General features: G+C 55.9%; 22 protein-coding genes. 9 read left to right on the plus strand and 13 right to left on the minus strand.

Annotated features, from left to right (window positions below; genetic code table 11):
* Positions 1-19 precede the first annotated feature (19 nt).
* Positions 20-346: a ChiQ/YbfN family lipoprotein gene (gene chiQ / locus N2K86_RS06090; protein WP_260661637.1), complete on the plus strand. Its 327-nt coding sequence runs from the start codon at positions 20-22 to the stop codon at positions 344-346.
* 142 nt (positions 347-488) lie between these two features.
* Here chiQ and fur read toward each other — a convergent pair whose 3' ends face one another.
* The 4 genes from fur to ybfF all read right to left on the minus strand — a co-directional run bounded on the left by fur (position 489) and on the right by ybfF (position 3,102).
* The gene (fur, locus tag N2K86_RS06095) at positions 489-935 is read right to left on the minus strand and encodes a ferric iron uptake transcriptional regulator (RefSeq protein ID WP_010428651.1); all 447 of its coding nucleotides are present in this window, start codon (positions 933-935) and stop codon (positions 489-491) included.
* Between the two features lie 291 nt (positions 936-1,226).
* The gene (gene fldA, locus N2K86_RS06100; protein ID WP_003858653.1) at positions 1,227-1,757 is read right to left on the minus strand and encodes a flavodoxin FldA; all 531 of its coding nucleotides are present in this window, start codon (positions 1,755-1,757) and stop codon (positions 1,227-1,229) included.
* A gap of 155 nt (positions 1,758-1,912) precedes the next feature.
* A complete protein-coding gene (gene ybfE, locus N2K86_RS06105; RefSeq protein WP_010428654.1) occupies positions 1,913-2,200 on the minus strand; it encodes a LexA regulated protein in 288 nt (95 codons plus the stop codon).
* Between the two features lie 128 nt (positions 2,201-2,328).
* Positions 2,329-3,102, minus strand: coding sequence for an esterase (gene ybfF, locus N2K86_RS06110; protein WP_260660830.1), 774 nt, complete (start codon positions 3,100-3,102; stop codon positions 2,329-2,331).
* Positions 3,103-3,285: 183 nt separating this feature from the next.
* On the opposite strand from ybfF, the gene seqA reads away from it, so the two are divergent.
* On the plus strand, positions 3,286-3,834 hold the full coding sequence (gene seqA, locus N2K86_RS06115; protein ID WP_260660831.1) for a replication initiation negative regulator SeqA: 549 nt from the start codon (positions 3,286-3,288) through the stop codon (positions 3,832-3,834).
* A 24-nt stretch (positions 3,835-3,858) separates the two neighbouring features.
* A complete protein-coding gene (pgm, locus tag N2K86_RS06120) occupies positions 3,859-5,499 on the plus strand; it encodes a phosphoglucomutase (alpha-D-glucose-1,6-bisphosphate-dependent) (RefSeq protein WP_260660832.1) in 1,641 nt (546 codons plus the stop codon).
* Positions 5,500-5,589: 90 nt separating this feature from the next.
* On the opposite strand, the gene potE is transcribed toward pgm, so the two are convergent.
* From potE to kdpF, 9 genes are all read right to left on the minus strand, one after another.
* On the minus strand, positions 5,590-6,903 hold the full coding sequence (gene potE / locus N2K86_RS06125) for a putrescine-ornithine antiporter (protein ID WP_260660833.1): 1,314 nt from the start codon (positions 6,901-6,903) through the stop codon (positions 5,590-5,592).
* Positions 6,900-9,098: an ornithine decarboxylase SpeF gene (gene speF, locus N2K86_RS06130; RefSeq protein ID WP_260660834.1), complete on the minus strand. Its 2,199-nt coding sequence runs from the start codon at positions 9,096-9,098 to the stop codon at positions 6,900-6,902. The genes potE and speF overlap by 4 nt, the downstream gene beginning before the upstream one ends.
* Before the next feature lie 254 nt (positions 9,099-9,352).
* Positions 9,353-9,457, minus strand: coding sequence for a leader peptide SpeFL (gene speFL / locus N2K86_RS06135; RefSeq protein ID WP_003858645.1), 105 nt, complete (start codon positions 9,455-9,457; stop codon positions 9,353-9,355).
* Positions 9,458-9,733: 276 nt separating this feature from the next.
* Entirely contained in the window at positions 9,734-10,411 is a 678-nt protein-coding gene (gene kdpE, locus N2K86_RS06140; protein WP_260660835.1) for a two-component system response regulator KdpE, read from the minus strand.
* Positions 10,408-13,095 (minus strand): two-component system sensor histidine kinase KdpD, encoded by a 2,688-nt coding sequence (kdpD, locus tag N2K86_RS06145; RefSeq protein WP_260660836.1) that lies wholly within the window; start codon positions 13,093-13,095, stop codon positions 10,408-10,410. The genes kdpE and kdpD overlap by 4 nt, the downstream gene beginning before the upstream one ends.
* On the minus strand, positions 13,096-13,671 hold the full coding sequence (gene kdpC / locus N2K86_RS06150) for a potassium-transporting ATPase subunit KdpC (RefSeq protein WP_260660837.1): 576 nt from the start codon (positions 13,669-13,671) through the stop codon (positions 13,096-13,098).
* A gap of 12 nt (positions 13,672-13,683) precedes the next feature.
* The gene (gene kdpB / locus N2K86_RS06155; RefSeq protein ID WP_260660838.1) at positions 13,684-15,732 is read right to left on the minus strand and encodes a potassium-transporting ATPase subunit KdpB; all 2,049 of its coding nucleotides are present in this window, start codon (positions 15,730-15,732) and stop codon (positions 13,684-13,686) included.
* An 18-nt stretch (positions 15,733-15,750) separates the two neighbouring features.
* A complete protein-coding gene (kdpA, locus tag N2K86_RS06160; RefSeq protein WP_260660839.1) occupies positions 15,751-17,430 on the minus strand; it encodes a potassium-transporting ATPase subunit KdpA in 1,680 nt (559 codons plus the stop codon).
* The gene (kdpF, locus tag N2K86_RS06165; protein ID WP_260660840.1) at positions 17,430-17,519 is read right to left on the minus strand and encodes a K(+)-transporting ATPase subunit F; all 90 of its coding nucleotides are present in this window, start codon (positions 17,517-17,519) and stop codon (positions 17,430-17,432) included. The genes kdpA and kdpF overlap by 1 nt, the downstream gene beginning before the upstream one ends.
* Positions 17,520-17,828: 309 nt before the next feature.
* On the opposite strand from kdpF, the gene N2K86_RS06170 reads away from it, so the two are divergent.
* From N2K86_RS06170 to pxpA, 6 genes are all read left to right on the plus strand, one after another.
* Positions 17,829-18,035 carry a YbfA family protein gene (locus N2K86_RS06170; RefSeq protein WP_003858637.1) on the plus strand — a complete coding sequence of 69 codons (207 nt, stop codon included), beginning with the start codon at positions 17,829-17,831 and terminating at the stop codon, positions 18,033-18,035.
* Between the two features lie 393 nt (positions 18,036-18,428).
* The gene (gene phrB, locus N2K86_RS06175; protein ID WP_260660841.1) at positions 18,429-19,841 is read left to right on the plus strand and encodes a deoxyribodipyrimidine photo-lyase; all 1,413 of its coding nucleotides are present in this window, start codon (positions 18,429-18,431) and stop codon (positions 19,839-19,841) included.
* Positions 19,842-19,851: 10 nt separating this feature from the next.
* On the plus strand, positions 19,852-20,595 hold the full coding sequence (locus N2K86_RS06180) for a type 2 GTP cyclohydrolase I (RefSeq protein ID WP_260661638.1): 744 nt from the start codon (positions 19,852-19,854) through the stop codon (positions 20,593-20,595).
* Between the two features lie 14 nt (positions 20,596-20,609).
* On the plus strand, positions 20,610-21,266 hold the full coding sequence (gene pxpB, locus N2K86_RS06185) for a 5-oxoprolinase subunit PxpB (protein WP_010428688.1): 657 nt from the start codon (positions 20,610-20,612) through the stop codon (positions 21,264-21,266).
* The gene (gene pxpC, locus N2K86_RS06190) at positions 21,260-22,192 is read left to right on the plus strand and encodes a 5-oxoprolinase subunit PxpC (RefSeq protein ID WP_260660842.1); all 933 of its coding nucleotides are present in this window, start codon (positions 21,260-21,262) and stop codon (positions 22,190-22,192) included. The genes pxpB and pxpC overlap by 7 nt, the downstream gene beginning before the upstream one ends.
* A complete protein-coding gene (gene pxpA, locus N2K86_RS06195; protein WP_260660843.1) occupies positions 22,179-22,919 on the plus strand; it encodes a 5-oxoprolinase subunit PxpA in 741 nt (246 codons plus the stop codon). Before pxpC ends, pxpA begins: the two co-directional genes overlap by 14 nt.
* The last annotated feature ends 16 nt before the right edge of the window (positions 22,920-22,935 follow it).

Raw genomic sequence — 22,935 nt, forward strand, 5'->3', positions numbered from 1 at the left:
GGTATGGAGACTGCACATGATGAAAAAAATCGTAATCGTCGCGTTGCTGGCATCAGGGCTGGTGGCGTGTGCTCAGACTGAGGCACCAAAAGAAGATTCCCGCCTGAAGGAGGCCTATAGCGCCTGTATCAATACAGCGGAAGGGTCGCCGGAGAAAATCGAAGCCTGCCAGAGCGTGCTGAACGTGCTGAAGAAAGAGAAAGCGCATGAGCAGTTTGCGACGCAGGAAAACGTCCGCGTGATGGATTACCAGGCCTGCATTCAGGCGCGTAAAACCGGTAACGATCAGGAAGTGGCGAAGCGTTGCGATAAGATTTGGAGCGAGATTCGCAGTAACAATAAATAAGTTGCTTTACGCCCGGTGGCGCTGCGCTTACCGGACCTACAAAGGTGTCATAGCCCGTAGGCCCGGTAAGCGCAGCGCCACCGGGCTTTTTTGCGCAAAAAAAAAGCCAACCTTACGGCTGGCTCAGAGTATAAACACGATATTATTTCGCGTCGTGCGCGTGGTCGTCTTCGCGGCAATCGCCTTCAGCACAATGACCGTACAGGTACAGGCTGTGGTTGGTCAGGCGAATCCCATGACGAGCGGCGATTTCACGCTGGCGTGATTCGATGGAATCATCGCTGAATTCAATAACCTTGCCACAATCGAGGCAGATCAGGTGATCGTGATGATGCTGCTGGGTCAGCTCGAAAACGGATTTACCGCCCTCGAAGTTATGACGGGTAACAATGCCCGCGTCATCGAACTGGTTCAGCACACGATACACGGTTGCCAGCCCAATCTCTTCACCCATGTCGATAAGACGTTTGTAGAGGTCTTCCGCACTGACATGGTGATTGTCTGGCCCCTGAAGCACTTCAAGGATTTTTAACCGAGGAAGCGTTACTTTCAGGCCAGCCTTCTTTAATGCGGTATTGTTGTCAGTCATGCGGAATCTGTCCTGTTGCTAAACGATTCACTTCTAAAGAAGAAGTGACAGAAAATGCACTTGGGATATTGCGTCTCATTATAGAACTGCCATGGCTAAATGAAAACTGCAAGTCTCAAGCAAAGTATGCTTATAAAAACGTGGTATCACCAACAAACTTGTTCGATGGCATCCACTTTTTACCAGGGGGATATTGTACAGGTCTGAACGAAAAAGTTAAAAGTTTGTAGCAATTAATTTAATCGGTTTTACCTGGTAAACGGGCGCAACCGGAGTTGCGCCACCGTGAAATCAGGCGTTAAGAATGTCGTCGAGGTTCAGTTCTTCGCGAACCTGCTTAACCCATTTCTCAACGCGTTCAGCGGTCAGTTCCGGCTGACGGTCTTCGTCGATGGCCAGGCCGACAAAGTGGTCGTCATCTGCCAGGCCTTTAGAGGCTTCAAAGTGGTAACCCGCCGTTGGCCAGTGGCCCACGATAGCAGCACCGCGCGGTTCAATAATGTCGCGGATGGTGCCCAATGCGTCACAGAAGTATTCTGCGTAGTCTTCCTGGTCGCCACAACCGAACAGCGCGACCAGCTTACCGTTGAAGTCAACTTCTTCCAGGGTTGGGAAGAAATCGTCCCAGTCACACTGCGCTTCACCGTAGTACCAGGTCGGGATACCCAGCAGCAGGATGTCATAGCCTTCGAGATCTTCTTTGCTGCTCTTGGCGATGTCGTGCACATCGGCAACGTCTTTACCGAGCTGTTTTTGAATGTTTTTTGCGATATTTTCGGTATTGCCGGTATCACTGCCGAAGAAAATGCCGATGATTGCCATGAGTAAAATAACCTCTTGAAACTTAATGGTATGGTGGCGCAATTTGTCCACGGATAAGGGCAATAATAGCAGAACAGGCAACCCCGCGGAAACTGCTATCGCGCAGGACTGCACTCTGTGCTACATGAAAAGGGTCATAAAGGGGATTTTCAGACTTATGCCTTGCTGCGCAATGTCTCAAGTTGAGTAATTAACATCTCTTCAATCAGTTCGCTGCGGCTGATGTTACGCGCCTCGGCCAGCTCATTCAGTGCATCGACAGCATCGGCGTTCAGCTTCAGTTCGACACGCTTAAGCCCACGATTTTTATCGCGTTTAAGCTGGTTGCGTTTATTAATACGCAGCTGTTCATCGCGCGAGAGCGGATTCGTTTTCGGTCGTCCCGGTCGACGCTCATTCGCGAACAGATCTAGTGTCGTACGGTCCGTTTGTTCTTTGGCCATGATTCTGAGACTTCGGGGGAAATACGCCGCCCTGCTAATGCCCGGGCGATAAGCGCGCCATCATACATCACCGAAAACGGCACGCCAACGACTGGAAGCCCACAACCTTCCAGTCGCTCTCTTTTTAATCAATTTGCAGTATCAGAGAGATAGCGACGAATGGCGCGCAGTACAGCGTCCGGTTTTTCGGCGTGAACCCAGTGCCCGGCACCGGCGATCACATGGGCTCGGGCCTGCGGGAATTGGGCCAGGAGCGTGTCGCGGTAGGCATCGGTAACATAAGGAGAATTTCCGCCGCGAATAAAGAGGGTAGGGTGTGGCCACGCGGGGACGGTTTCCCAGCCCACGATGTTATTGTACTGCTCCCAGAGCACCGGCACGTTAAAACGCCATTGCCCGTCGACGAATGACTTCAGCAGGAATTGCACGACGCCTTCTTCATCCAGATGCTCACGCATCACGGCGGCAGCCTGTTGGCGCGTCGCGACACCCGCGTCTGTGACCGCATTAATAGCGGCGAAAATCTCATCGTGACGACGGACGTTGTAATCCACAGGCGCGACGTCAATGACAATCAGCCCGTTGATACGCTCTGGCGCAAGCGCCGTCAGGGCCATCACCGCTTTGCCACCCATGGAATGCCCGATCAGCGTTACCTTTTGCAGGCTATGTGCATCCAGCGTATCCAGCAGATCCTGCGCCATCGCCGCGTAGGTCATCTCGTCGGAACGCCCGGAAAGACCGTGATTGCGCATATCAACCTGAAAAATATCGTGGTCGGAAACCAGATCGCGCGCCAGCACGCCCAGGTTATCCAGGCTACCAAACAGCCCGTGAACCAGTACGATGGGAGAATTATTGTTCGGCGATTGTGCAGATTGCGCTCGGGTATTCAATTTCATGGCAAAGTTCTTTTTTTACGTATGTCAGGTTAGGGTATCATGTTGACCATTCTGCCGCCCGGCTGCAAGGATCCAGTTTAATCTGACTTTTGCCGCCTGCCGGGTTTGACGCTATCCGCTGTTGGGATTTGACCTTATAATCCCAACGACTTGTATTCAGATAAGATATCGCACTGGATTAAGATGAAAACAATCGAAGTTGATGACGAACTCTATCAGTTTATTGCCAGCCAGACGCGGCATATCGGGGAGAGCGCGTCCGACATTTTACGGCGTATGCTTAAAATTTCCGCCGCCTCACAGCCTGCTACCCCTGTCACAAAAGATGTCGTGTCTCAGCCGAGCGTTGTTGCACAAGCAAAACCTGCCGTGATACCGGCAAAGGATAAAGTGCGCGCAGTACGTGAACTATTGCTGTCTGATGAATATGCAGAGCAGAAAAAGGCGGTTAACCGCTTTATGCTGGTGCTGTCTACACTTCATTCACTGGATAACAACGCGTTTGCTGAAGCGACCGAGTCGCTGCACGGTCGCACCCGTGTCTATTTCGCGGGCGACGAACAGACGCTGCTGCAAAATGGCAATCAAACCAAACCTAAACATGTCCCTGGCACACCGTACTGGGTCATCACCAATACCAATACGGGCCGCAAGTGCAGCATGGTTGAACATATCATGCAGTCCATGCAGTTCCCGGCGGAATTGATTGAAAAGGTTTGCGGTACAATTTAACCCTTGCATCAAAAGGACCAGGCAATGGCAAATCACAGCCGTGCAGGCCAACCTGCACAACAAAGCGATTTGATTAACGTCGCTCAACTGACTGCGCAGTATTACGTACTGAAGCCGGTCGTGGGCAACGCAGAACACGCAGTGAAGTTTGGTACATCTGGTCACCGCGGCAGTGCGGCGCGCCATAGCTTTAACGAACCGCACATTCTGGCCATTGCCCAGGCCATCGCGGAAGAGCGCACCAAAAATGGCGTCACCGGTCCATGCTACGTAGGGAAAGATACTCACGCCCTGTCTGAACCGGCGTTTATTTCCGTACTGGAAGTGCTGGCAGCGAATGGTGTGGATGTGATTGTTCAGGAGAACAACGGTTTCACGCCAACGCCTGCGGTCTCTAACGCAATCCTTGTGCACAACAAAAAAGGTGGCGCACAGGCTGACGGTATCGTCATTACGCCATCTCATAACCCGCCAGACGACGGTGGCATTAAATACAATCCGCCTAACGGTGGCCCGGCAGACACCAACGTCACCAAAGTGGTGGAAGACCGTGCGAACGCCCTGTTAGCCGACGATCTGAAAGGCGTTAAACGTATTTCTCTGGATGCCGCCATGGCGTCCGGTCATGTGAAAGAGCAGGATCTGGTTCAGCCGTTCGTGGAAGGGCTGGCGGATATCGTCGATATGGCGGCCATCCAGAAAGCCGGTCTGAAGCTGGGTGTAGATCCGCTGGGCGGCTCCGGTATTGAATACTGGAAACGCATTGCAGAGCATTACAAGCTGGATCTGACCATCGTAAACGATCATGTCGATCAGACCTTCCGCTTTATGCACCTCGATAAAGACGGCGCGATCCGCATGGACTGCTCCTCCGAGTGCGCGATGGCCGGCCTGCTGGCGCTGCGCGATAAATTCGATCTGGCGTTTGCTAACGACCCGGATTATGACCGTCACGGTATCGTCACCCCTGCCGGGCTGATGAACCCGAACCACTACCTGGCTGTCGCCATTAACTACCTGTTCCAGCACCGTCCGCAGTGGGGCAAAGAGGTAGCTGTCGGTAAAACGCTGGTCTCCTCTGCGATGATCGACCGCGTGGTCGATGCGCTGGGCCGCAAGCTGGTGGAAGTGCCGGTGGGCTTCAAATGGTTCGTTGACGGTCTGCACGACGGCAGCTTCGGCTTCGGCGGTGAAGAGAGCGCGGGCGCGTCCTTCCTGCGCTTCGACGGCACGCCGTGGTCAACCGATAAAGACGGCATCATCATGTGTCTGCTGGCGGCGGAAATCACCGCAGTCACCGGTAAGAACCCGCAGGAACATTACAACGAGCTGGCGGAGCGTTTTGGCGCGCCAAGCTATAACCGCATTCAGGCTGGTGCGACCTCTGCACAGAAAGCCGCGCTGTCCAAACTCTCTCCGGAGATGGTCAGCGCAAGCACCCTGGCGGGCGATCCGATCACCGCGCGCCTGACGGCGGCGCCGGGTAACGGAGCGTCTATCGGCGGCCTGAAAGTGATGACCGAGAACGGCTGGTTCGCCGCGCGTCCATCCGGTACGGAAGATGCGTACAAAATCTATTGCGAGAGCTTCCTCGGCGCTGAACATCGTCAGCAGATTGAGAAAGAAGCGGTAGAAATTGTCAGCGAAGTGCTGAAAAACGCGTAAGTGCGGTTTGTGTGCCGGGCGGCACTGCGTTTGCCCGGCCTACAACAACGATCGTAGGCCCGGTAAGCGCTAGCGCCACCGGGCTTTTTTTCAACTGTGCTTATTCTTCAATTCAAACCGTGGTGACACCAAACCGTACAGCGTCCAGCCCATAAAGGTCACCATCGCCCCGTAGAGCATCGCTTCCTGGCCGGATGAGTAGAGCGCATAGAAGCTGTAGATTGCCCCAATCAACGCCACGATATTGGCCGCTCGCGCCTTGCGCGGATCCACCTTCGCGACTTTCTGAATAATCACCAGCGCCGCCATCGAGAGAATATACGGGATGATGTTGGTCACCACCGCCAGATTGACCAGCACGTTAAACTGGCTGTTCAACGACGGGCTGATGGTCATCAGCGACAAACCACTCTGGAAGATAACAATCGCCAGCATGCCCTGCACCGGCGCATCCGCTTTGGTCACGCGGGAGAAGATTTTTGGGAAGTAACCTTCATCAGCCGAGGATTTAAACACCTGTGCGATGGTGAACTGCCAGCCGAGCAGCGAGCCGCAGCAGGACATGACCATCAGCCCCATGATCACTTTCCCGACCTCAGGCGTGAACATCTGCGCGAAGGCCAGCCCGAACGGTGCCGTGGAGTTGGCCAGATCCATGTTTGGCACAATGCCCGCAATCACGTTCGTCGAAACGATATAGATCACCGCCGCACCCAGGGTGCCGCCGAGTACCGCAATCGGCACGTTCTTCTCCGGATTCTCTACCACTTCCGCGTTCGCGCAGGCGGATTCCAGGCCGAGGAAGGCCCACAGCGTCATGGCGATGGATGACCCAACAGCGGTAAAGAAAGGTACGTTGTGCGGGTTCCAGGAATTCGCGTACAGCGTCGGGCTAAACCAGAACCAGCCGATGATGCACAGACCGACTACCGGGATAATCACGCCCCAGACGGTGATACTGCTGAGCTGTCCGGTGATGCGCGCGCCGCCAAAGTTAGCGACGGTGCAGATCCACAGCACCCCGATGGTCGCCAGCCCTATTTGTACCGGGCTGAGCATCGCGCCAAACAGTTCCGTACCGTAACCCACCGCGGAGATGGCAATCGCCACGTTGGCGATCAGCAGCGAGACCCCGTAGGTATAGTTCGCCATAAAGTTTCCGGATTTACCGAATGCGTATTCGGCATAGCCGCCCATGCCGCCCGACTTGCGGCTGAACATCCCGCACTTGGCAAACGCCCACGCCAGCGCCATCGATCCGACTGCAGTTACCAGCCAGGAGATAATCGAAATGGTACCCACTTCTGCGAGCTTGGTGGGCAGCATGATAATCCCGGATCCCATCATGTTGACCATGGTGAGGATGGTGAGTTGTACCACGCCCATCTTATTGGACTTGCTCATAATTTTTCTCCTTTCAGCAGAGATGGCTGAGCGGCAGGTTGTTTAATGACGTAGCAGCGAACCTGTTTTCGACCGTCGCACTCCTCGACGTACACGCCCTGCAGCTCCGGCGCGAAGCCCGGCAGAAGATTGATGCCTTCTTCCAGCGCGGCAAAGTAGCGCAGCACGGAACCGCCCCAGACTTCACCCGGCACAACGCACAGCACCCCCGGTGGATAAGGAAGCGCCCCTTCAGCGGCGATACGGCCTTCTGCGTCACGCAGTGAAACCAGCTCGACCTCACCGCGCAGATAGGCATAGTTCGCCTCTTGCGGGTTCATCATGACGCGCGGGAAGTGAGACTTGCGGAACATCTCTTTTTGCAGCTGTTTCACATTGTGGCGAGCATACAGGTCGTGCATTTCCTGGCAGATTTGGCGCAGGGTGTAATCTGCGTAACGTTCCGGATGTTGTTTGTAGAGAGAAGGCAGAACCTCCTTCAGCGGAACATCGCTCTCGAGCAGTTTTTCGAAGCGTACCAGCTGCGCCACCAGCTGTTGCAGTTTGCCCATATCTTCCGCAGGCGTGAGCAGGAACAGAATCGAGTTGAGATCGCATTTTTCCGGCACGATGCCGTTTTCACGCAGGAAGTTGGCGAGGATAGTGGCGGGCACGCCGAAGTCGTCATACTCCCCGGTGCGGGCGTTGATGCCCGGCGTGGTCAGCAGCAGCTTGCACGGGTCGATAAAATACTGGTGCTCAGCGTAGCCTTCAAAGGCGTGCCAGCGTTCACCCGGCACGAAGTGGAAGAAGCGCAGATCGGTTGCAATTTCTGCCGTGTCCCAGCTTTCCCACGGACGGCCATCCACCGTTACCGGCACGAAGGGGCGCAGATACTGGCAGTTCTCCAGAATCAGCTTGCGCGCTTCGATACCGTTCACCACGCAGTCCATCCACATGTTGCGGCCACTCTGGCCCTCATGCATACGGGCGTTGATGTCCAGCGCAGCGAACAGCGGATAAAACGGGCTGGTGGAGGCGTGCATCATAAAGGCATTATTCAGCCGCTTATGCGGGACATAGCGCTGTTGCCCTTTGATATGGCTGTCTTTCTTATGGATTTGCGAGGTCTGCGAGAAGCCGGCCTGCTGTTTATGTACGGACTGGGTGACCAGGATCCCCGGATCGTTTTCGTTCAGCTCCAGCAGCAGCGGAGAGCAGTCGGCCATCATCGGAATAAACTGCTCGTAACCCACCCAGGCGGAATCAAACAGGATATAATCACACAGATGCCCAATCTTATCCACCACCTGACGGGCGTTATAGATGGTGCCATCGTAGGTACCCAGCTGGATCACCGCCAGACGGAACGGACGCACATCGCGCGCGCGGCCCGGTTCCACCTCTGCCACCAGCTCGCGCAGGTAGCTCTCTTCAAAGCAGTGGGCGTCAATGCCGCCAATAAAGCCGTACGGGTTGCGCGCGGTTTCCAGATAAACCGGCGTTGCGCCAGCCTGGAGGAGGGCACCGTGATGGTTAGATTTGTGGTTGTTGCGGTCGAACAGCACCAGGTCGCCCGGGGTGAGCAGGGCGTTTAGCACCACTTTGTTTGACGATGATGTCCCGTTCAGCACGAAGTAGGTCTTATCGGCGTTAAAGACTTTTGCCGCATGCTGCTGGGCGATGCACGGCGCGCCTTCATGAATGAGCAGATCGCCCATTGCGACGTCAGCGTTACACAGATCGGAGCGGAAAAGCGTCTCACCAAAGAAATCGACGAACTGATTACCGGCTGGATGGCGGCGGAAGAACTGTCCTCCCTGATGCCCGGGGCAGTCGAACGCGCTGTTGCCCTGTTTGACGTAATCGACCAGGGCGCGGAAGAAGGGGGGACGAAGCTGTGTTTCGTACTTCAGTGCAGCCGCTTCCAGCTGGCGTCCGTAGAAATCACTGCTGGTGTCTGAGCACTCGAAAACGCCGTGAATACGAGACAGAAACTCTGCCGGAACAATTTCTTCTTTATGGGTGGCAATAAATACCGGGATGCCAAATCCCGTCGCGTCTATTTCTTCTATTGCACCAGTGAAAATATCGCTGACGGCCAGTACCACGGCGGCAACGTCAATATAATCACAGGCGCTGGTATCCACTATTTCGCGGTGGGTCGTAAAGCAATCCGGGCAGGAACGGCTGACGGCAATTTTTAAACTTTTCATCGTTCACTCGTTATTTTAGGTAATAGTAGTCCCTCGATTTCTTACAAGGCAGAAATCGATATTTTCCGGAAAACAAAAGCAAAGCGTGGTCGCTGATAAAAATCAGTTAATTGTTTTTGTTAAATGCAATCCAGTCCGCCCGGTTGCGGAGATTTCTGGATCCAGAGACATGAGCGCACGTGTTCACAGGCAAGCGCCTGTAAAACAGGATGTTTCAGGATGACCTGTAAGCAGATGCGCCAGAAGTCGAAGGACTACCGGGCGTTAAAGAGATGAAAGTCGAAGCAGTTGCGGTGGGCAAACATCATGATATGCGTTGTTCGCCTTATATGGGGCATTAAACGATTATTGTTTTCCATGTTCATTTTCCTTTCAGTAATTGAAAGCATGGTCATTTTATCCAGGAAAGGACGATTAACTGTGAAGGAGATCACCGTTAACCGATCATTTCACAAATAATTAGTCGTTTTTGATGAATAACGCAGATCAAAATGCTGTTTTGTTGATTGTGTGTTAATTTTGTGTTTGTTTGATGTTTTATCAGGCGAAAATAATCCGTAAAATAACGTTTGGATTATTTTTAGGTCTATTTTGGGAAGGTGGTTTTTTTATTTGGAATAAATTTGAATAGTTATTCAAATCATAAACCGATAACCGATACCGGTTTCAGTTAATAAATGGCGAGGACGCGCGGGGTCAACTTCAAGTTTTTGTCGAAGGTGCCCCATATAAATGCGTAAATAGTGACTATGCTCGACGGCATTGGGTCCCCAGACCTGGCTTAACAGCTGGCGCTGAGTCAGCACCTTGCCATGATTGTTGAGTAAAACGGCAAGCAGGCGGAACTCGATAGGCGTGAGGTGGATCTCTTCTTCTGCCCGGGTGATGCGTCGAGCGGCAAGATCGACCTGAACGTCACCGAAGGTATATACCGGGTCGGAAGGTGTCGTGGCACTATGACGACGCAATGCGACGCGAAGCCGGGCCTGCAACTCACCAATGCCAAAGGGCTTGATAAGATAGTCGTCTGCGCCAGCATCCAGCGCGGCGATTTTATCCGCTTCCTCCGTTCGTGCAGAAAGTACCAGAATGGGCATTTGGCTCCACTGACGAACCTCTCGGATAAAATCGATACCATCCCCATCAGGTAGCCCCAAATCGAGGATGACCAGGTCCGGCTTGCGCGTAGCGGCCTCAATTAACCCCCGTTGAAGTGTACCTGCTTCATGAATGCGCAGGCCGTCGGCTTCCAGCGCGGTGCGCAGAAATCGGCTTATGGCGAGCTCATCTTCAACAATCAGGACGTTAATCACAAATCCTCTGGTAATTCATCAAGTTCTGGTGGGGTATCAAGTGGAAGTGTAACACAAAAATGTGCGCCGCCTTCCGGACGGTGCTCTGCCGAAATGGTGCCGCCATGCACCTCAATAATCGCTTCGCAAATAGCGAGACCCAGCCCAACACCGGGTATCGCCGATTCCTTATTACCGCGCGAAAATTTTTCGAAAATGGCCTTTTCCTGCCCAACCGGAATTCCCGGCCCGGTGTCCCAGACTTCCAGCTGCAGCGTTTGTGCGTTCACCGTGGCATTAATGCCAATCTGTGCTTTCGCCCCCGCATATTTAGCGGCATTTTCGAGCAGGTTAATCAGCACACGTTCGAACAGGGGGCCATCAACGTGAATTAGCGTCAGCGGTTCAGGCATGTTCAATGCGATATGGCGACCGCCCAGGCCTGGCTCCAGCATTTTCAGCGAGCTCCCGACGACCTCTTCCAGCGTGAGCCACTCTTTTTTGAGGTTAAACCCGCCAGACTGAATGCGCGCCATATCCAGCAGGTTATTCACCAGCCGCGTGGTATTCAGCACATGCTGGCGGATTTCGCTGGCCTGTATCGCATGTTTTGATCCTTCAGCAGCCAGGTCCAGCGTCAGGATCTCAGACTGACCAAACAGCACGGTGAGGGGGGTGCGCAGATCGTGAGAGAGCGCCGCCAGTAATGAATTACGGATGCTTTCGCGCTCGCTTGCCAGCCGCGCCTGCTCTTCGCTGGCGGTGAGTGCCAGTCGTTCGAGCGCGCTGGCAACCAGCAGGGTGAAGGTTTCCAGCAAGCGTTGCTGTTCAGGGATCATCAGCTGGCGCAGATTGGTTGGCTCAACAATAACCAGCCCCTGATTTTTATCCGCACTGCGTAGCGGCAGGATCTGATAAGGCACGCCTGGCAGGGTATCGGTTCCTGCGCCTGCGGGCAGTCCTTTATCAAAACTCCAGCGCGCGATGGCTTCATCCCAGGGCGTCATGCCGGAGGCGGAGGTGAGCGGACGAAGGTTGCCATGCTCGTCCGGGAGCAAGATAAGGTTACTGGCGTTAAACGTAGAGCGAATGAATTGCTCGCTGGTCTGGACAATATCCAGCGGCGTGCGGCCTACCGCCAGCGATTTCGACATTTCGTACAGATGACGCGTGCGCTGCTCCCGGTAGCGGGCAATACGCGCCTGATAGCGAACACCCGCCGTCAGGTTACCGATCACCAGCCCGACGGTGAGCATCACGCCAAAGGTGAGAATGTACTGCACGTCGGACACGGCAAGCGTTCCGCGCGGGGCAATGAAGAAAAGATCGAAGCTGACAACGTTGATGACCGTCGCCAGCACAGACGGCCAGCGTCCGTAGAAGAGCGCCACCACCACCACGCCGAGCAGGTAGATCATCACCAGGTTGGCAGCATCGAAGGCGATCAGCCACTGGCTGGCAATCACCGTTATCAGGGCGCAGAGCACCACGGCAACCAGACAACCGCGGATCTGAATGCGCCATTTCTCATTAAACGTCCGGGCATCCGGTGCGCGGTTGGGCAGCGGGGTGGGTTTATCATCCAGCGCGACGATCACCAGGTCCAGGTCCGGCGCGCGGCGGGCCAGCTTATCGGCGAAGGATTCACGGCTAAACCAGCGGCGGTGCTGGCGACGACCAATGACAATTTTCCCCAGGTTATGCTCACGCGCGTAGCGCAGGATGGCTTTATCTTCCTGAGGGTCGGAAAGGGTGGCGGTTTCGGCACCCAGCTCCTGCGCCAGGCGCAGCGAACTCAGAATAGCGCGACGCTGGTTTTCCGGCAGCGTATGGAGCTGCGGCGTTTCGACATACACCGCATGCCAGACGCTGCCAAACTTTGCGGCGAGGCGCGCGGCAGTGCGGATCAGTTTCTCATTGCCGCTACCATGACCAATGCACAGCAGAATGGCATCGCGGGTGTGCCAGACGCGTTCTTGCCCCTGCAGGTCGCGCCAGGCGCGCATCTGGTCATCAACGCGATCGGCTGTACGGCGCAGGGCGAGTTCGCGCAGGGCAATCAGGTTGCCTTTACGGAAGAAATGTTCGATGGCGCGCTCGGCCTGGCCTGCGATATACACTTTACCTTCGTGCAGGCGCTGGCGAAGGTCGTCCGGCGGCAGGTCGACCAGCACCACTTCATCTGCTGAATCAAAGAAGGGATCGGGCACTGTCTCTCGCACCTGAATGCCGGTGACGCCGCTCACCACATCATTCAGGCTTTCCAGATGCTGAACGTTCACGGTAGTGAAAACATCAATGCCCGCTTCCAGCAGCTCCTCGACATCCTGCCAGCGCTTTGGGTGACGCGAGCCTGGTGCATTGCTGTGTGCCAGTTCGTCCATCAGGATAAGTGCAGGACGGCGGGCGAGGGCGGCATCGAGATCGAACTCCGTGACCAGCCGTCCACGATGGCTAATACGGCGTGGCGGCTGCGTGGCAAGTCCTTTCAACAGCGCCGCTGTCTCTTTACGACCATGGGTTTCCACCACGCCGATGAGAATATCGAGCCCCTGCGCCCGAAGCCGCTGGGCTTCCGTCAGCATGGCGAAGGTTTTCCCGACGCCTGCGCAGGCGCCAAAGAAAATTTTCAGTTTGCCGCGATGGGCTTCAGCCGTCTGTTCAAGCAGCCTGTCCGGATCCGGGCGCATGGGCTCGTCGGTCATTTAGTTTTTCCTTAGCGCGTCCAGCGCCAGATTCAGCTCAACAATATTTACTACTGGCATGCCGATGAAGCTGACCAGCGGCTTTTGCGTATGCTCAGCGACCAGCTGGCTCACCTGCTTAATGGTCAACTGACGGGCCGCAGCGACGCGCGGAATTTGCCATGCCACCGCCTGTGGCGTCAGGCTGTAGTCCAGCCCGCTGGCCGAGGTGGTCACCAGTTCTACGGGAACGTCACGGCTAGCCTGCGGGTTGGCGGCGCGCAGGGCGGCAACGCGTTCGGCAACGGCTTTATCCAGCTCAGGATTGCTGCCAGCCAGGTTACTGCCGCCTGATGCCATCGGATTATACGGGCTTTCAGCGGTGGCGGAAGGGCGCCCCTGGAAGTAACGGGCATCCGTAAAGTTCTGACCAATCAGCCGTGAACCGCGGGATTCTCCGTCTTGGATAATCTGCGAGCCGTTAGCCTGATCGGCAAACCACCACTGACCCAGCGCGGTGGTCACCAGCGGGTACAGCCCGCCGGTAATAAGAGACAGCAGAATAAATAACAGTATAGCGGGACGTAACATCGTCATTTGATTCACCTTTTAGACCAGTCCGAACAGCGTCAGGAGCACGTCGATAACCTTAATACCGATAAAGGGCACAACCAGCCCGCCCAGACCGTAAATCCACAGGTTGCGGCGCAGCATGGCGGCCGCCGTCAGCGGCTTATAGCTCACCCCTTTCAGCGCCAGCGGAATAAGAAAGACAATGATCAGGGCGTTAAAGATAACCGCACTAAGAATGGCCGATGCCGGGGAGTGCAGGTGCATCACGTTCAGCGCGTTTAATTGCGGATAGGTTGCCGCAAACGCCGCCGGGATAATGGCGAAATATTTCGCCACATCATTGGCGATGCTGAACGTGGTCAGCGAGCCGCGCGTCATCAGCATCTGTTTCCCGATGTGTACTACCTCAATCAGCTTGGTCGGGTTAGAGTCAAGGTCAACCATATTGCCCGCCTCTTTTGCCGCCTGCGTGCCGGAATTCATCGCCACCGCCACGTCGGCCTGCGCCAGGGCAGGAGCATCGTTGGTACCGTCCCCGGTCATCGCCACCAGACGGCCTTCCGCCTGATACTGGCGGATCAGCGCCAGCTTCGCTTCCGGCGTCGCTTCAGAAAGAAAATCATCCACGCCTGCTTCGGCGGCAATGGCGGCAGCGGTCAGGCGGTTATCCCCGGTGATCATCACCGTTTTGATGCCCATTTTGCGCAGTTGAGCAAAGCGCTCTTTGATGCCGCCCTTAACGATATCCTTCAGGGCAATCACGCCCAGCACGTTCGAGCCTTCCGCCACCACCAGCGGCGTGGCTCCCTGTCGGGCGACGCTTTCGACCAGTTTGTCAACTTCAGGCGGGAAGTGACCGTTGTTGGCTTCGATATGGCGACGGATGGCGTCAACGGAGCCTTTACGAATCATTCGGTCCTGAATGTTAATCCCACTCATGCGGGTCTGCGCGGTGAAGGGGACGAAAGTGGCATGCAGACTTTGCACGTCACGCTGGCGCAGGTTAAAACGCTGCTTAGCCAGAATCACGATGCTGCGGCCTTCCGGGGTTTCATCGGCCAGAGAGGAGAGCTGCGCCGCGTCCGCCAGCATTTTCTCATCCACGCCGGGAGCGGGTAAGAAATCAGAAGCCTGGCGGTTGCCGAGGGTGATGGTCCCGGTTTTATCCAGCAGCAGGACGTCCACGTCACCGGCGGCTTCAACGGCACGTCCGCTGGTGGCGATAACGTTCGCGCCCAGCATACGGCTCATCCCGGCCACGCCGATGGCAGACAGCAAGCCGCCGATGGTGGTTGGGATCAGGCACACCAGCAGCGCCACCAGTACGGTGATGCTGACCGCCGTGCCGCCGTAGGCCGAAAAAGGCCACAGGGTGGCGGTTGCCAAAAGGAAAACGATAGTCAGGGCGACCAGCAGAATGGTCAGGGCAATCTCGTTCGGCGTTTTGCGACGCTGCGCGCCCTCCACCATGGCGATCATCCGGTCAAGGAAGGTTTCGCCCGGGTTGACGCTGCACTGGATCACCAGCCAGTCGGAGAGAATGCGCGTCCCGCCCGTGACGGAGGCGAAATCACCGCCCGACTCACGAATAACCGGCGCGGACTCCCCGGTAATGGCGCTTTCGTCAACCGATGCGCCCCCTTCGATAACTTCCCCGTCGCAGGGAATAATGTCACCGGCCTCGACCAGCACCACGTCGCCTTTACGCAGTTCATCTGCCGGAACGTGGTCCATCTGCGCGCCGTATTTAGGTTCACGTAATTTGCGCGCGAAGGCGGTTTTTTTGACCCCTTTCAGGCTGTTAGCCTGTGCTTTACTGCGGCCTTCCGCCAGCGCCTCAGCGAAGTTGGCAAACAGTACGGTAAACCACAGCCACAGGCTGATGGCACCGGTAAAGAGTGCATTACCCGGAAGATGCCCCGTACCCATCGCAACTGCCAGCGCGGTGGTGAGTAAACTCCCTATCCAGACGATAAACATCACCGGGTTGTGCCACTGCACGCGTGGGCTCAGTTTTTTCACCGCATCCATGAGGGCCTGACGAACTAACGTCGGTTCGAGCAGGGCCAGTTGTTTACGACTCATGACAAATTCTCCGCAAAATCAGCGTAAAGAGAGGGTTTCCGCGACCGGGCCTAACGCGAGGGCGGGGATAAAGGTCAGGGCGCCGACCAGCAGTACGGTGCCAATCAGCAGGCCGATAAACAGCGCGCCGTGTGTCGGTAACGTACCGGTGGTGGCCGGTTGGATTTTTTTATTCACCAGCGCTCCCGCGATCGCCATCACTGGCACAATCACGCCGAAACGACCCACGAACATGCAAAACGCCAGCAGACAGTTCCAGAACGGTGAGTTAGCGCTTAAGCCTGCAAAGGCACTGCCGTTGTTGTTGGCGGCAGACGAGACGGCGTAAAGCACCTCGCTAAAACCGTGAATGCCTGGATTAAAGATGCCGCTGCGTCCGGCGTCGGTCATCAGCGCCAGCGCGGTGCCGATCAGAACGAGGGCAGGGGTGACCAGAATCGCCAGGGCGGTTAATTTCATCTCGCGGACGTCGATTTTTTTCCCCAGATATTCCGGAGTACGGCCAATCATCAAACCGGCGATGAATACGGCGAGCAGAACGAACAGCAGCATGCCGTACAGCCCAGAGCCGACGCCGCCAAAGATCACTTCGCCAATTTGCATTAGCCACATTGGGATCATGCCGCCGAGCGCGGTAAAGGAGTCGTGCATTGCGTTAACCGCCCCGCAAGACGCTGCCGTGGTGACCACCGCATACAGGCTGCTGGCGAGAATGCCAAAGCGGCTCTCTTTACCTTCCATATTGATGTTGCTGTTGGCACCCAACTGCATGAAGTGGCTGTTACCGTTCCATTCAGCCCACATCACCAGCGCTACGCAAACCACGAAGATTAGCGACATCGCCCACAGCAGGGTGCGTCCCTGACGGCGATCGTTAACCACATCGCCAAAGGCAAAACAGAGCGCGGCGGGGATCAGGAAGATCGCCAGCATTTGCACCATGTTGGTCAGCGCCGTTGGGTTTTCAAAGGGATGCGATGAGTTGGCATTGAAGAATCCGCCGCCGTTAGTGCCAAGCATTTTAATCGCTTCCTGCGAGGCCACTGGCCCCATCGGCAGGAGTTCTTTTGCGCCTTCCAGTGAGGTGTATGGGGCATAAGGCAGCACGTTTTGCAGAGAACCTTGCTGGATAAAGAACAGCGCAATCAACAGTGCCACAGGTACCAGAACCCACAGGGTAATGCGCGTTAGATCGACCCAGGCGTTGCCCAATGTTCCGATATTCTGACGGGCAAATGCACGCGTCAGGGCGAAGATCACCGCTATCCCGCTTGCCGCAGAGAGGAAGTTTTGTACGGTTAAGCCAGCCATCTGACTGAAATAGCTGAGCGTGGTTTCACCGGCATAAGATTGCCAGTTGGTGTTGGTCACAAAGCTTACCGCTGTGTTCAGCGCCAGATGCCAGGACAGGCCCGGCAGCTGCTGCGGGTTAAGCGGCAGGCTACCCTGCAGCATTAGCATGGCGAAGAGAACAACCAGCCCGACGATGTTTAGCAGCAGAATGGCCATCAGATACTGACGCCAGTTCATCTCCCGATCGCGTATTCCCAGTACGCGCCAGAGCCCTTTTTCAATGCTTCCCGTGCCCGGTAAGGCTACGTTGTTGATCAGCCGTGCCAGTCCTGTTCCCAATGGCCTTGCCAGTACGAACAACACCAGTAAAAAGCTGGCGATAAGCAAAAACGCCTGAGCAGCCATCAGAAGGCCTCCGCATTGATCAGGGCGTAGACCAGATAACCCAATAACAGGAACACCAGCACAATGCCGACAATCAAACCTGCACTCACAATCCACCTCCGGGTGACATTTGTATTTGTGCTAAAGGTAGGATTTACGGCGCAAAGATTTCGCAAAAATCAGGCGGGAGGGTGTAAAAAAAGTATAAAAATGGAGATACCCACAATTTAACTATTGATAAGTAAATCGTTAACTTTTTTGTAACTTAATTACGGTGTGAATGTAAATATTCACTAAATGGATAAAAATAAGTGGTCGGATGAGTAGTAAAATTACAAACAAAGCGATATTATTTTAGCCAGGTCACAGATTTTGAATTTTCCGGATGACGTTTCCGGCCAACTATAGGGGAGAAAAATATGGATCTTTATAAAGAGTTTCCGGCTCATATCATTTTCATGCGTCGCACTTTCGCCGTAGTGGCTGGTGTGCTGGCACTGCCGGTAATGCTGTTCTGGAAAGATCGTGCACGTTTTTACAGCTATCTGCACCGCGTCTGGGCGAAAACCAGCGAGAAGCCGGTGTGGATGGATCAGGCCGAGAAAGCGACCTGCGATTTCTACTGATACTAAGACTACACACAGCATTAAAAAAACCGCCTACAGCAATGTGGCGGTTTTTTTGTCCCTCGGGATTCGCGGTCCGTTGGGTGGTCTTCAAGCCCTCGTCAGAGGTTACAGGCATATATTTAGCCCTCTGTCTTGCCGGGTGACGCTGCGCTTACCCGGCCTACACAGTGCAGAGATATTAATGCATTGCATGTTTCATTGTAGGCCCGTGCAAGCGTAGCGCCGCCGGGCGAAACGCACAACAAGCACTTTGTTAGCAGTCTGTATGGCCGCCTCGGGCGGCCTTTTTTATTTCATCCCGTCTACACTTCATGGCAAAGTAGTTCAATGCATGCTTTTTCCTTTTACGGCATGCCCTTACGGACATAATGGACAATTACCTGGAGTTTTATGCCCACCCATCTGGTTTGGTTTCGCGCGGACCTGCGCGTACATGACAACATCGCCCTTGCGGCAGCCTGCCGCGCCAAAGACGCTAACGTACTGGCACTGTTTATGGCCACACCCGAGCAGTGGCGGCAGCACGATATGGCCCCCCGCCAGGCGGCCTTGCTCCGGGCGTATCTGACCGATCTGCAGCACTCGCTCGCCGGAAAAGGCATACCGCTTCTCTATAAAGAGGTGAGTGATTTTGCCGCGCAGCTCCAGACGCTGCAGGAGACATGTAAGCAGCACGACGTCACGCATCTTTTTTATAACTACCAGTATGAATTCAACGAGCAACAGCGGGATCGTCAGCTGGAAAGCGTGCTGGAAGGGGTCGTCTGTGAAGGGTTTGACGACAGCGTTATGCTGGCACCGGGCAGCGTGATGACCGGCAACCACGAGATGTATAAAGTTTTTACGCCGTTTAAAAACGCCTTTATCAAACGTCTGAAGGAGGCGCTGCCGGAGTGTGTTGCCGCGCCTGCCGCGCGGGGCGAGCCCGTGACGGATCTGCCAGAGCTGACGTTTGATTACCCTCAGCAGACGTTTGATGAAACGCTGTTCCCCGCCGATGAAAAAGCGGCTATTGCTCAACTCCGGCAGTTTTGTAAACAGAATGCGGCTGATTACGAAGCGCGTCGGGATTTTCCCGCCGTTGAAGGCACCAGTCGTCTGTCGGCCTGTCTCGCGCTGGGTGCTATCTCTCCACGCCAGTGTTTGCATCGCCTGCTGGCTGAACAGCCGCAGGCGCTGGACGGTGGCTCAGGGGCTGTCTGGCTCAATGAACTTATCTGGCGCGAGTTCTATCGTCACCTGATGACGTATCATCCTGATTTATGTAAACATCGCCCATTCATTCGATGGACTGATAATGTAAGGTGGCAGTCGAATGATAAGCAGCTCAGAGCCTGGCAATCCGGACAGACGGGTTTTCCGATTGTTGATGCCGCCATGCGTCAGCTCAATGAAACCGGGTGGATGCACAACCGCCTGCGGATGATTACCGCCAGCTTTCTGGTGAAAGATCTGCTTATCGACTGGCGTATCGGAGAGCGCTATTTTATTTCTCAGCTGATCGACGGCGATCTCGCGGCGAATAACGGTGGCTGGCAGTGGGCGGCCTCCACCGGTACCGATGCGGCTCCCTATTTTCGGATTTTTAATCCGACAACGCAGGGACAAAAATTTGATGCGGACGGCGAGTTTATCCGCCAGTGGGTACCTGAACTTAACGTTGTCCCCGCGAAAGCGATCCACGACCCATGGGCATGGGCGGATAAACAGGGCGTAACGCTTGATTATCCCCGTCCGATTGTCGACCACAAACAGGCGCGCGTCGCCACGCTGGCGGCGTACGAAGCCGCGCGCAAAGTATGAGAGAGTGATGATGAAAAACAGCGAACTGGAAAGCCTGATTAACGAAAAACTGAACAGCGTTTCCTTCAGCGACTACGGCCCGAACGGCCTGCAGGTGGAAGGGCGTGAAACGGTGCAGAAAATTATCACCGGCGTGACGGCAAGCCAGGCACTGCTGGATGAAGCAGTGCGTCAGGAAGCCGATGCGGTCATCGTTCACCACGGTTATTTCTGGAAGAACGAATCCCCCATTATTCGCGGCATGAAGCGCAACCGCCTGAAAACGCTGCTGTCGAATGACATCAACCTGTACGGTTACCACTTGCCGCTGGATGCGCACCCGGAACTGGGTAACAACGTGCAGTTAGCGCAATTGCTGGGCATTACCGTGATGGGGGAAATCGAACCGCTGGTGCCGTGGGGAGAACTGGCGATGCCGGTGCCGGGTCTGGAGCTGGCGTCGTGGATCGAAGCGCGCCTCGGACGTCGTCCGCTGTGGTGTGGCGACACGGGGCCAGATACCGTGAAGCGTGTGGCCTGGTGCACCGGGGGCGGGCAGGGCTTTATCGATAGCGCCGCGCGCTTCGGCGTCGATGCCTTTATCACGGGGGAAGTGTCTGAGCAGACGGTTCACTCCGCTCGTGAACAGGGGCTTCATTTTTACGCGGCAGGCCACCATGCAACCGAACGAGGCGGCATTCGCGCCCTCAGCGAGTGGCTGACGGAAAATACCGATCTGGATGTGACCTTTATTGATATCCCCAATCCGGCCTGATGAGAGGTGCCCGAGTGCAGAGAGCGCGTTGTTATCTTCTGGGTGAAACTGCAGTCGTACTGGAACTTGAACCTCCGGTTACGCTTGCCACACAAAAGCGTATCTGGCGGCTGACGCAGCGTCTGGCCGATATACCTGAAGTGGTTGAAACCATTCCGGGCATGAACAATATCACCGTCGTGCTGCGCAACCCGCACACGAAAGCCCTGGATGCCATCGAACGCCTACAGCGCTGGTGGGAAGAGAGCGAAGCGCTGGAGCCAGAATCGCGTGCCATTGAGATCCCGGTCGTCTATGGCGGCACGGGGGGGCCGGATCTTGGCGTTGTGGCAGCGCACTGTGGGTTAACGGAAAAGCAGGTGGTTGAGCTGCACAGTTCGGTTAACTACGTGGTCTGGTTCCTGGGGTTTCAACCCGGCTTCCCGTATTTGGGCGGATTGCCTCCTCAGTTACATACGCCACGCCGTGCCGAACCGCGCCTGAGCGTACCGGCGGGGACGGTGGCTATCGGTGGTGAGCAAACCGGCGTTTATCCGCTGGCATCGCCCGGCGGCTGGCAGCTTATTGGGCATACGGCGACGCCGTTATTTGAACCCGGACGGGAGACGCCAATACTCCTGCGTCCCGGCGATACCCTTCGCTTTATCCCGCAAAAGGAGGGGGTATGTTAACGCTTATTCGCGCAGGGCTTTACACCTCTGTGCAGGATGCAGGCCGCTTTGGCATGCGTCAGTCCGGCGTGAGCTATTGTGGTGCGTTGGACAGGCCTGCGCTGGAGATTGCTAACGTGCTGGTAGGTAACTCCGGCAGTACGGCCGCGCTCGAAATTACGCTCGGCCAGTGCGTCATTGAGTTTAGTCAGGAGACCTGGTTTGCCTTAACCGGCGCAGGGTGTGATGCGACGCTGGACGGTAAAGCGGTGTGGACCGGCTGGCGGCTGCGGGCTAAAGCCGGACAGCGTCTGACGCTCAAACGTCCGCTACACGGTGTGCGTAGCTATCTCGCGGTAGCTGGCGGCATTGACGTGCCGGAGGTGCTGGGCTCATCCAGTACCGATCAGAAAGCCGGGATCGGCGGTCACGAAGGACGTTTGTTGCGCGACGGCGATCGGCTGGTAATCAAGCCCTCCGCGCACCATTTCTCCACCACGCAGGGCGTAAAACAGCTGCTGTGGGGAAACCAGATCCGCGCCTTACCGGGGCCGGAATATCATGAGTTTGACGAGGCGTCTAAAGAGTCCTTCTGGCGCTCGCCGTGGAAGCTCAGCCCGCAGAGTAACCGTATGGGCTACCGCCTGCAGGGTCAGCCGCTGACCCGCACGACGGACCGGGAACTGCTCTCCCATGGGTTATTGCCGGGGGTCATTCAGGTGCCGGGCAACGGTCAGCCCATCGTGTTAATGAACGATGCGCAGACAACGGGTGGTTACCCGAGAATTGCCTGCATCATTGAAGCCGATCGCTACCATCTGGCGCAAATTCCTCTCGGGCAGCCGATTCACTTCGTGCAGTGTTCACTGGAGGAGGCGCTGAAAGCGCGGCAGGATCAGCAGCGTTATCTCGAACAGCTGGCGTGGAGGCTTGATGGTAAAGATTGATTTAAATGCCGATCTGGGCGAGGGCGGTAGTGCCGACGCGGCGCTGATGATGCTGGTCTCCTCGGTCAATATCGCCTGTGGCTTTCACGCGGGCGATGCGCAAACCATGCTGGAGAGCGTGCGTAATGCCATCAAAAACGGCGTCGCGATTGGCGCTCACCCCAGCTTTCCTGACCGGGAGAACTTTGGCCGCACGGCGATGGATCTGCCGCCTGAGACGGTCTACGCTCAGGTGCTCTACCAGATTGGTGCGCTGGAGGCGATGGTGCGCGCTGAGAACGGTGTGATGCGCCACGTGAAGCCGCACGGCATGCTCTATAACCAGGCGGCGAAAGATGCTGCTCTGGCAGACGCCATTGCCCGCGCCGTGCGGGACAGTCATCCGCAGCTTATCCTTGTAGGTCTGGCCGGCAGCGAACTGATTCGCGCCGGGAAGCGGCTGGGGCTGACTACGCGTCAGGAAGTCTTTGCCGACCGCGGCTATCAGCCTGATGGCAGTCTGGTCCCGCGCACCCAGGCCGGGGCGCTGATTACCGATGAAGGTAAAGCGCTGGCGCAGACGCTGGAGATGGTGCGCGCCGGGCGGGTGACCGCCGTGGACGGAACATCGGCAAACGTTCAGGCCGATACGGTGTGTTTACACGGCGATGGCGAGCATGCGCTCCAGTTCGCGCGCCGCTTGCGGGCGGCGTTCTCTGAAGAGGGCATTCTGGTCAGCGCAGAATAATCATGAAAGGACAATA

Source organism: Enterobacter mori (genome assembly GCF_025244905.1).
Lineage (GTDB): Bacteria > Pseudomonadota > Gammaproteobacteria > Enterobacterales > Enterobacteriaceae > Enterobacter > Enterobacter mori_A.

Excerpts from the sequence above, each read along its gene's own strand:
- chiQ (WP_260661637.1), top strand. The coding sequence starts at position 20 with ATGAAAAAAATCGTAATCGTCGCGTTGCTGGCATCAGGGCTGGTGGCG.
- fur (WP_010428651.1), bottom strand. The coding sequence starts at position 935 with ATGACTGACAACAATACCGCATTAAAGAAGGCTGGCCTGAAAGTAACG.
- fldA (WP_003858653.1), bottom strand. The coding sequence starts at position 1,757 with ATGGCAATCATCGGCATTTTCTTCGGCAGTGATACCGGCAATACCGAA.
- ybfE (WP_010428654.1), bottom strand. The coding sequence starts at position 2,200 with ATGGCCAAAGAACAAACGGACCGTACGACACTAGATCTGTTCGCGAAT.
- ybfF (WP_260660830.1), bottom strand. The coding sequence starts at position 3,102 with ATGAAATTGAATACCCGAGCGCAATCTGCACAATCGCCGAACAATAAT.
- seqA (WP_260660831.1), top strand. The coding sequence starts at position 3,286 with ATGAAAACAATCGAAGTTGATGACGAACTCTATCAGTTTATTGCCAGC.
- pgm (WP_260660832.1), top strand. The coding sequence starts at position 3,859 with ATGGCAAATCACAGCCGTGCAGGCCAACCTGCACAACAAAGCGATTTG.
- potE (WP_260660833.1), bottom strand. The coding sequence starts at position 6,903 with ATGAGCAAGTCCAATAAGATGGGCGTGGTACAACTCACCATCCTCACC.
- speF (WP_260660834.1), bottom strand. The coding sequence starts at position 9,098 with ATGAAAAGTTTAAAAATTGCCGTCAGCCGTTCCTGCCCGGATTGCTTT.
- speFL (WP_003858645.1), bottom strand. The coding sequence starts at position 9,457 with ATGGAAAACAATAATCGTTTAATGCCCCATATAAGGCGAACAACGCAT.
- kdpD (WP_260660836.1), bottom strand. The coding sequence starts at position 13,095 with ATGACCGACGAGCCCATGCGCCCGGATCCGGACAGGCTGCTTGAACAG.
- kdpC (WP_260660837.1), bottom strand. The coding sequence starts at position 13,671 with ATGACGATGTTACGTCCCGCTATACTGTTATTTATTCTGCTGTCTCTT.
- kdpB (WP_260660838.1), bottom strand. The coding sequence starts at position 15,732 with ATGAGTCGTAAACAACTGGCCCTGCTCGAACCGACGTTAGTTCGTCAG.
- kdpA (WP_260660839.1), bottom strand. The coding sequence starts at position 17,430 with ATGGCTGCTCAGGCGTTTTTGCTTATCGCCAGCTTTTTACTGGTGTTG.
- N2K86_RS06170 (WP_003858637.1), top strand. The coding sequence starts at position 17,829 with ATGGATCTTTATAAAGAGTTTCCGGCTCATATCATTTTCATGCGTCGC.
- phrB (WP_260660841.1), top strand. The coding sequence starts at position 18,429 with ATGCCCACCCATCTGGTTTGGTTTCGCGCGGACCTGCGCGTACATGAC.
- N2K86_RS06180 (WP_260661638.1), top strand. The coding sequence starts at position 19,852 with ATGAAAAACAGCGAACTGGAAAGCCTGATTAACGAAAAACTGAACAGC.
- pxpC (WP_260660842.1), top strand. The coding sequence starts at position 21,260 with ATGTTAACGCTTATTCGCGCAGGGCTTTACACCTCTGTGCAGGATGCA.
- pxpA (WP_260660843.1), top strand. The coding sequence starts at position 22,179 with ATGGTAAAGATTGATTTAAATGCCGATCTGGGCGAGGGCGGTAGTGCC.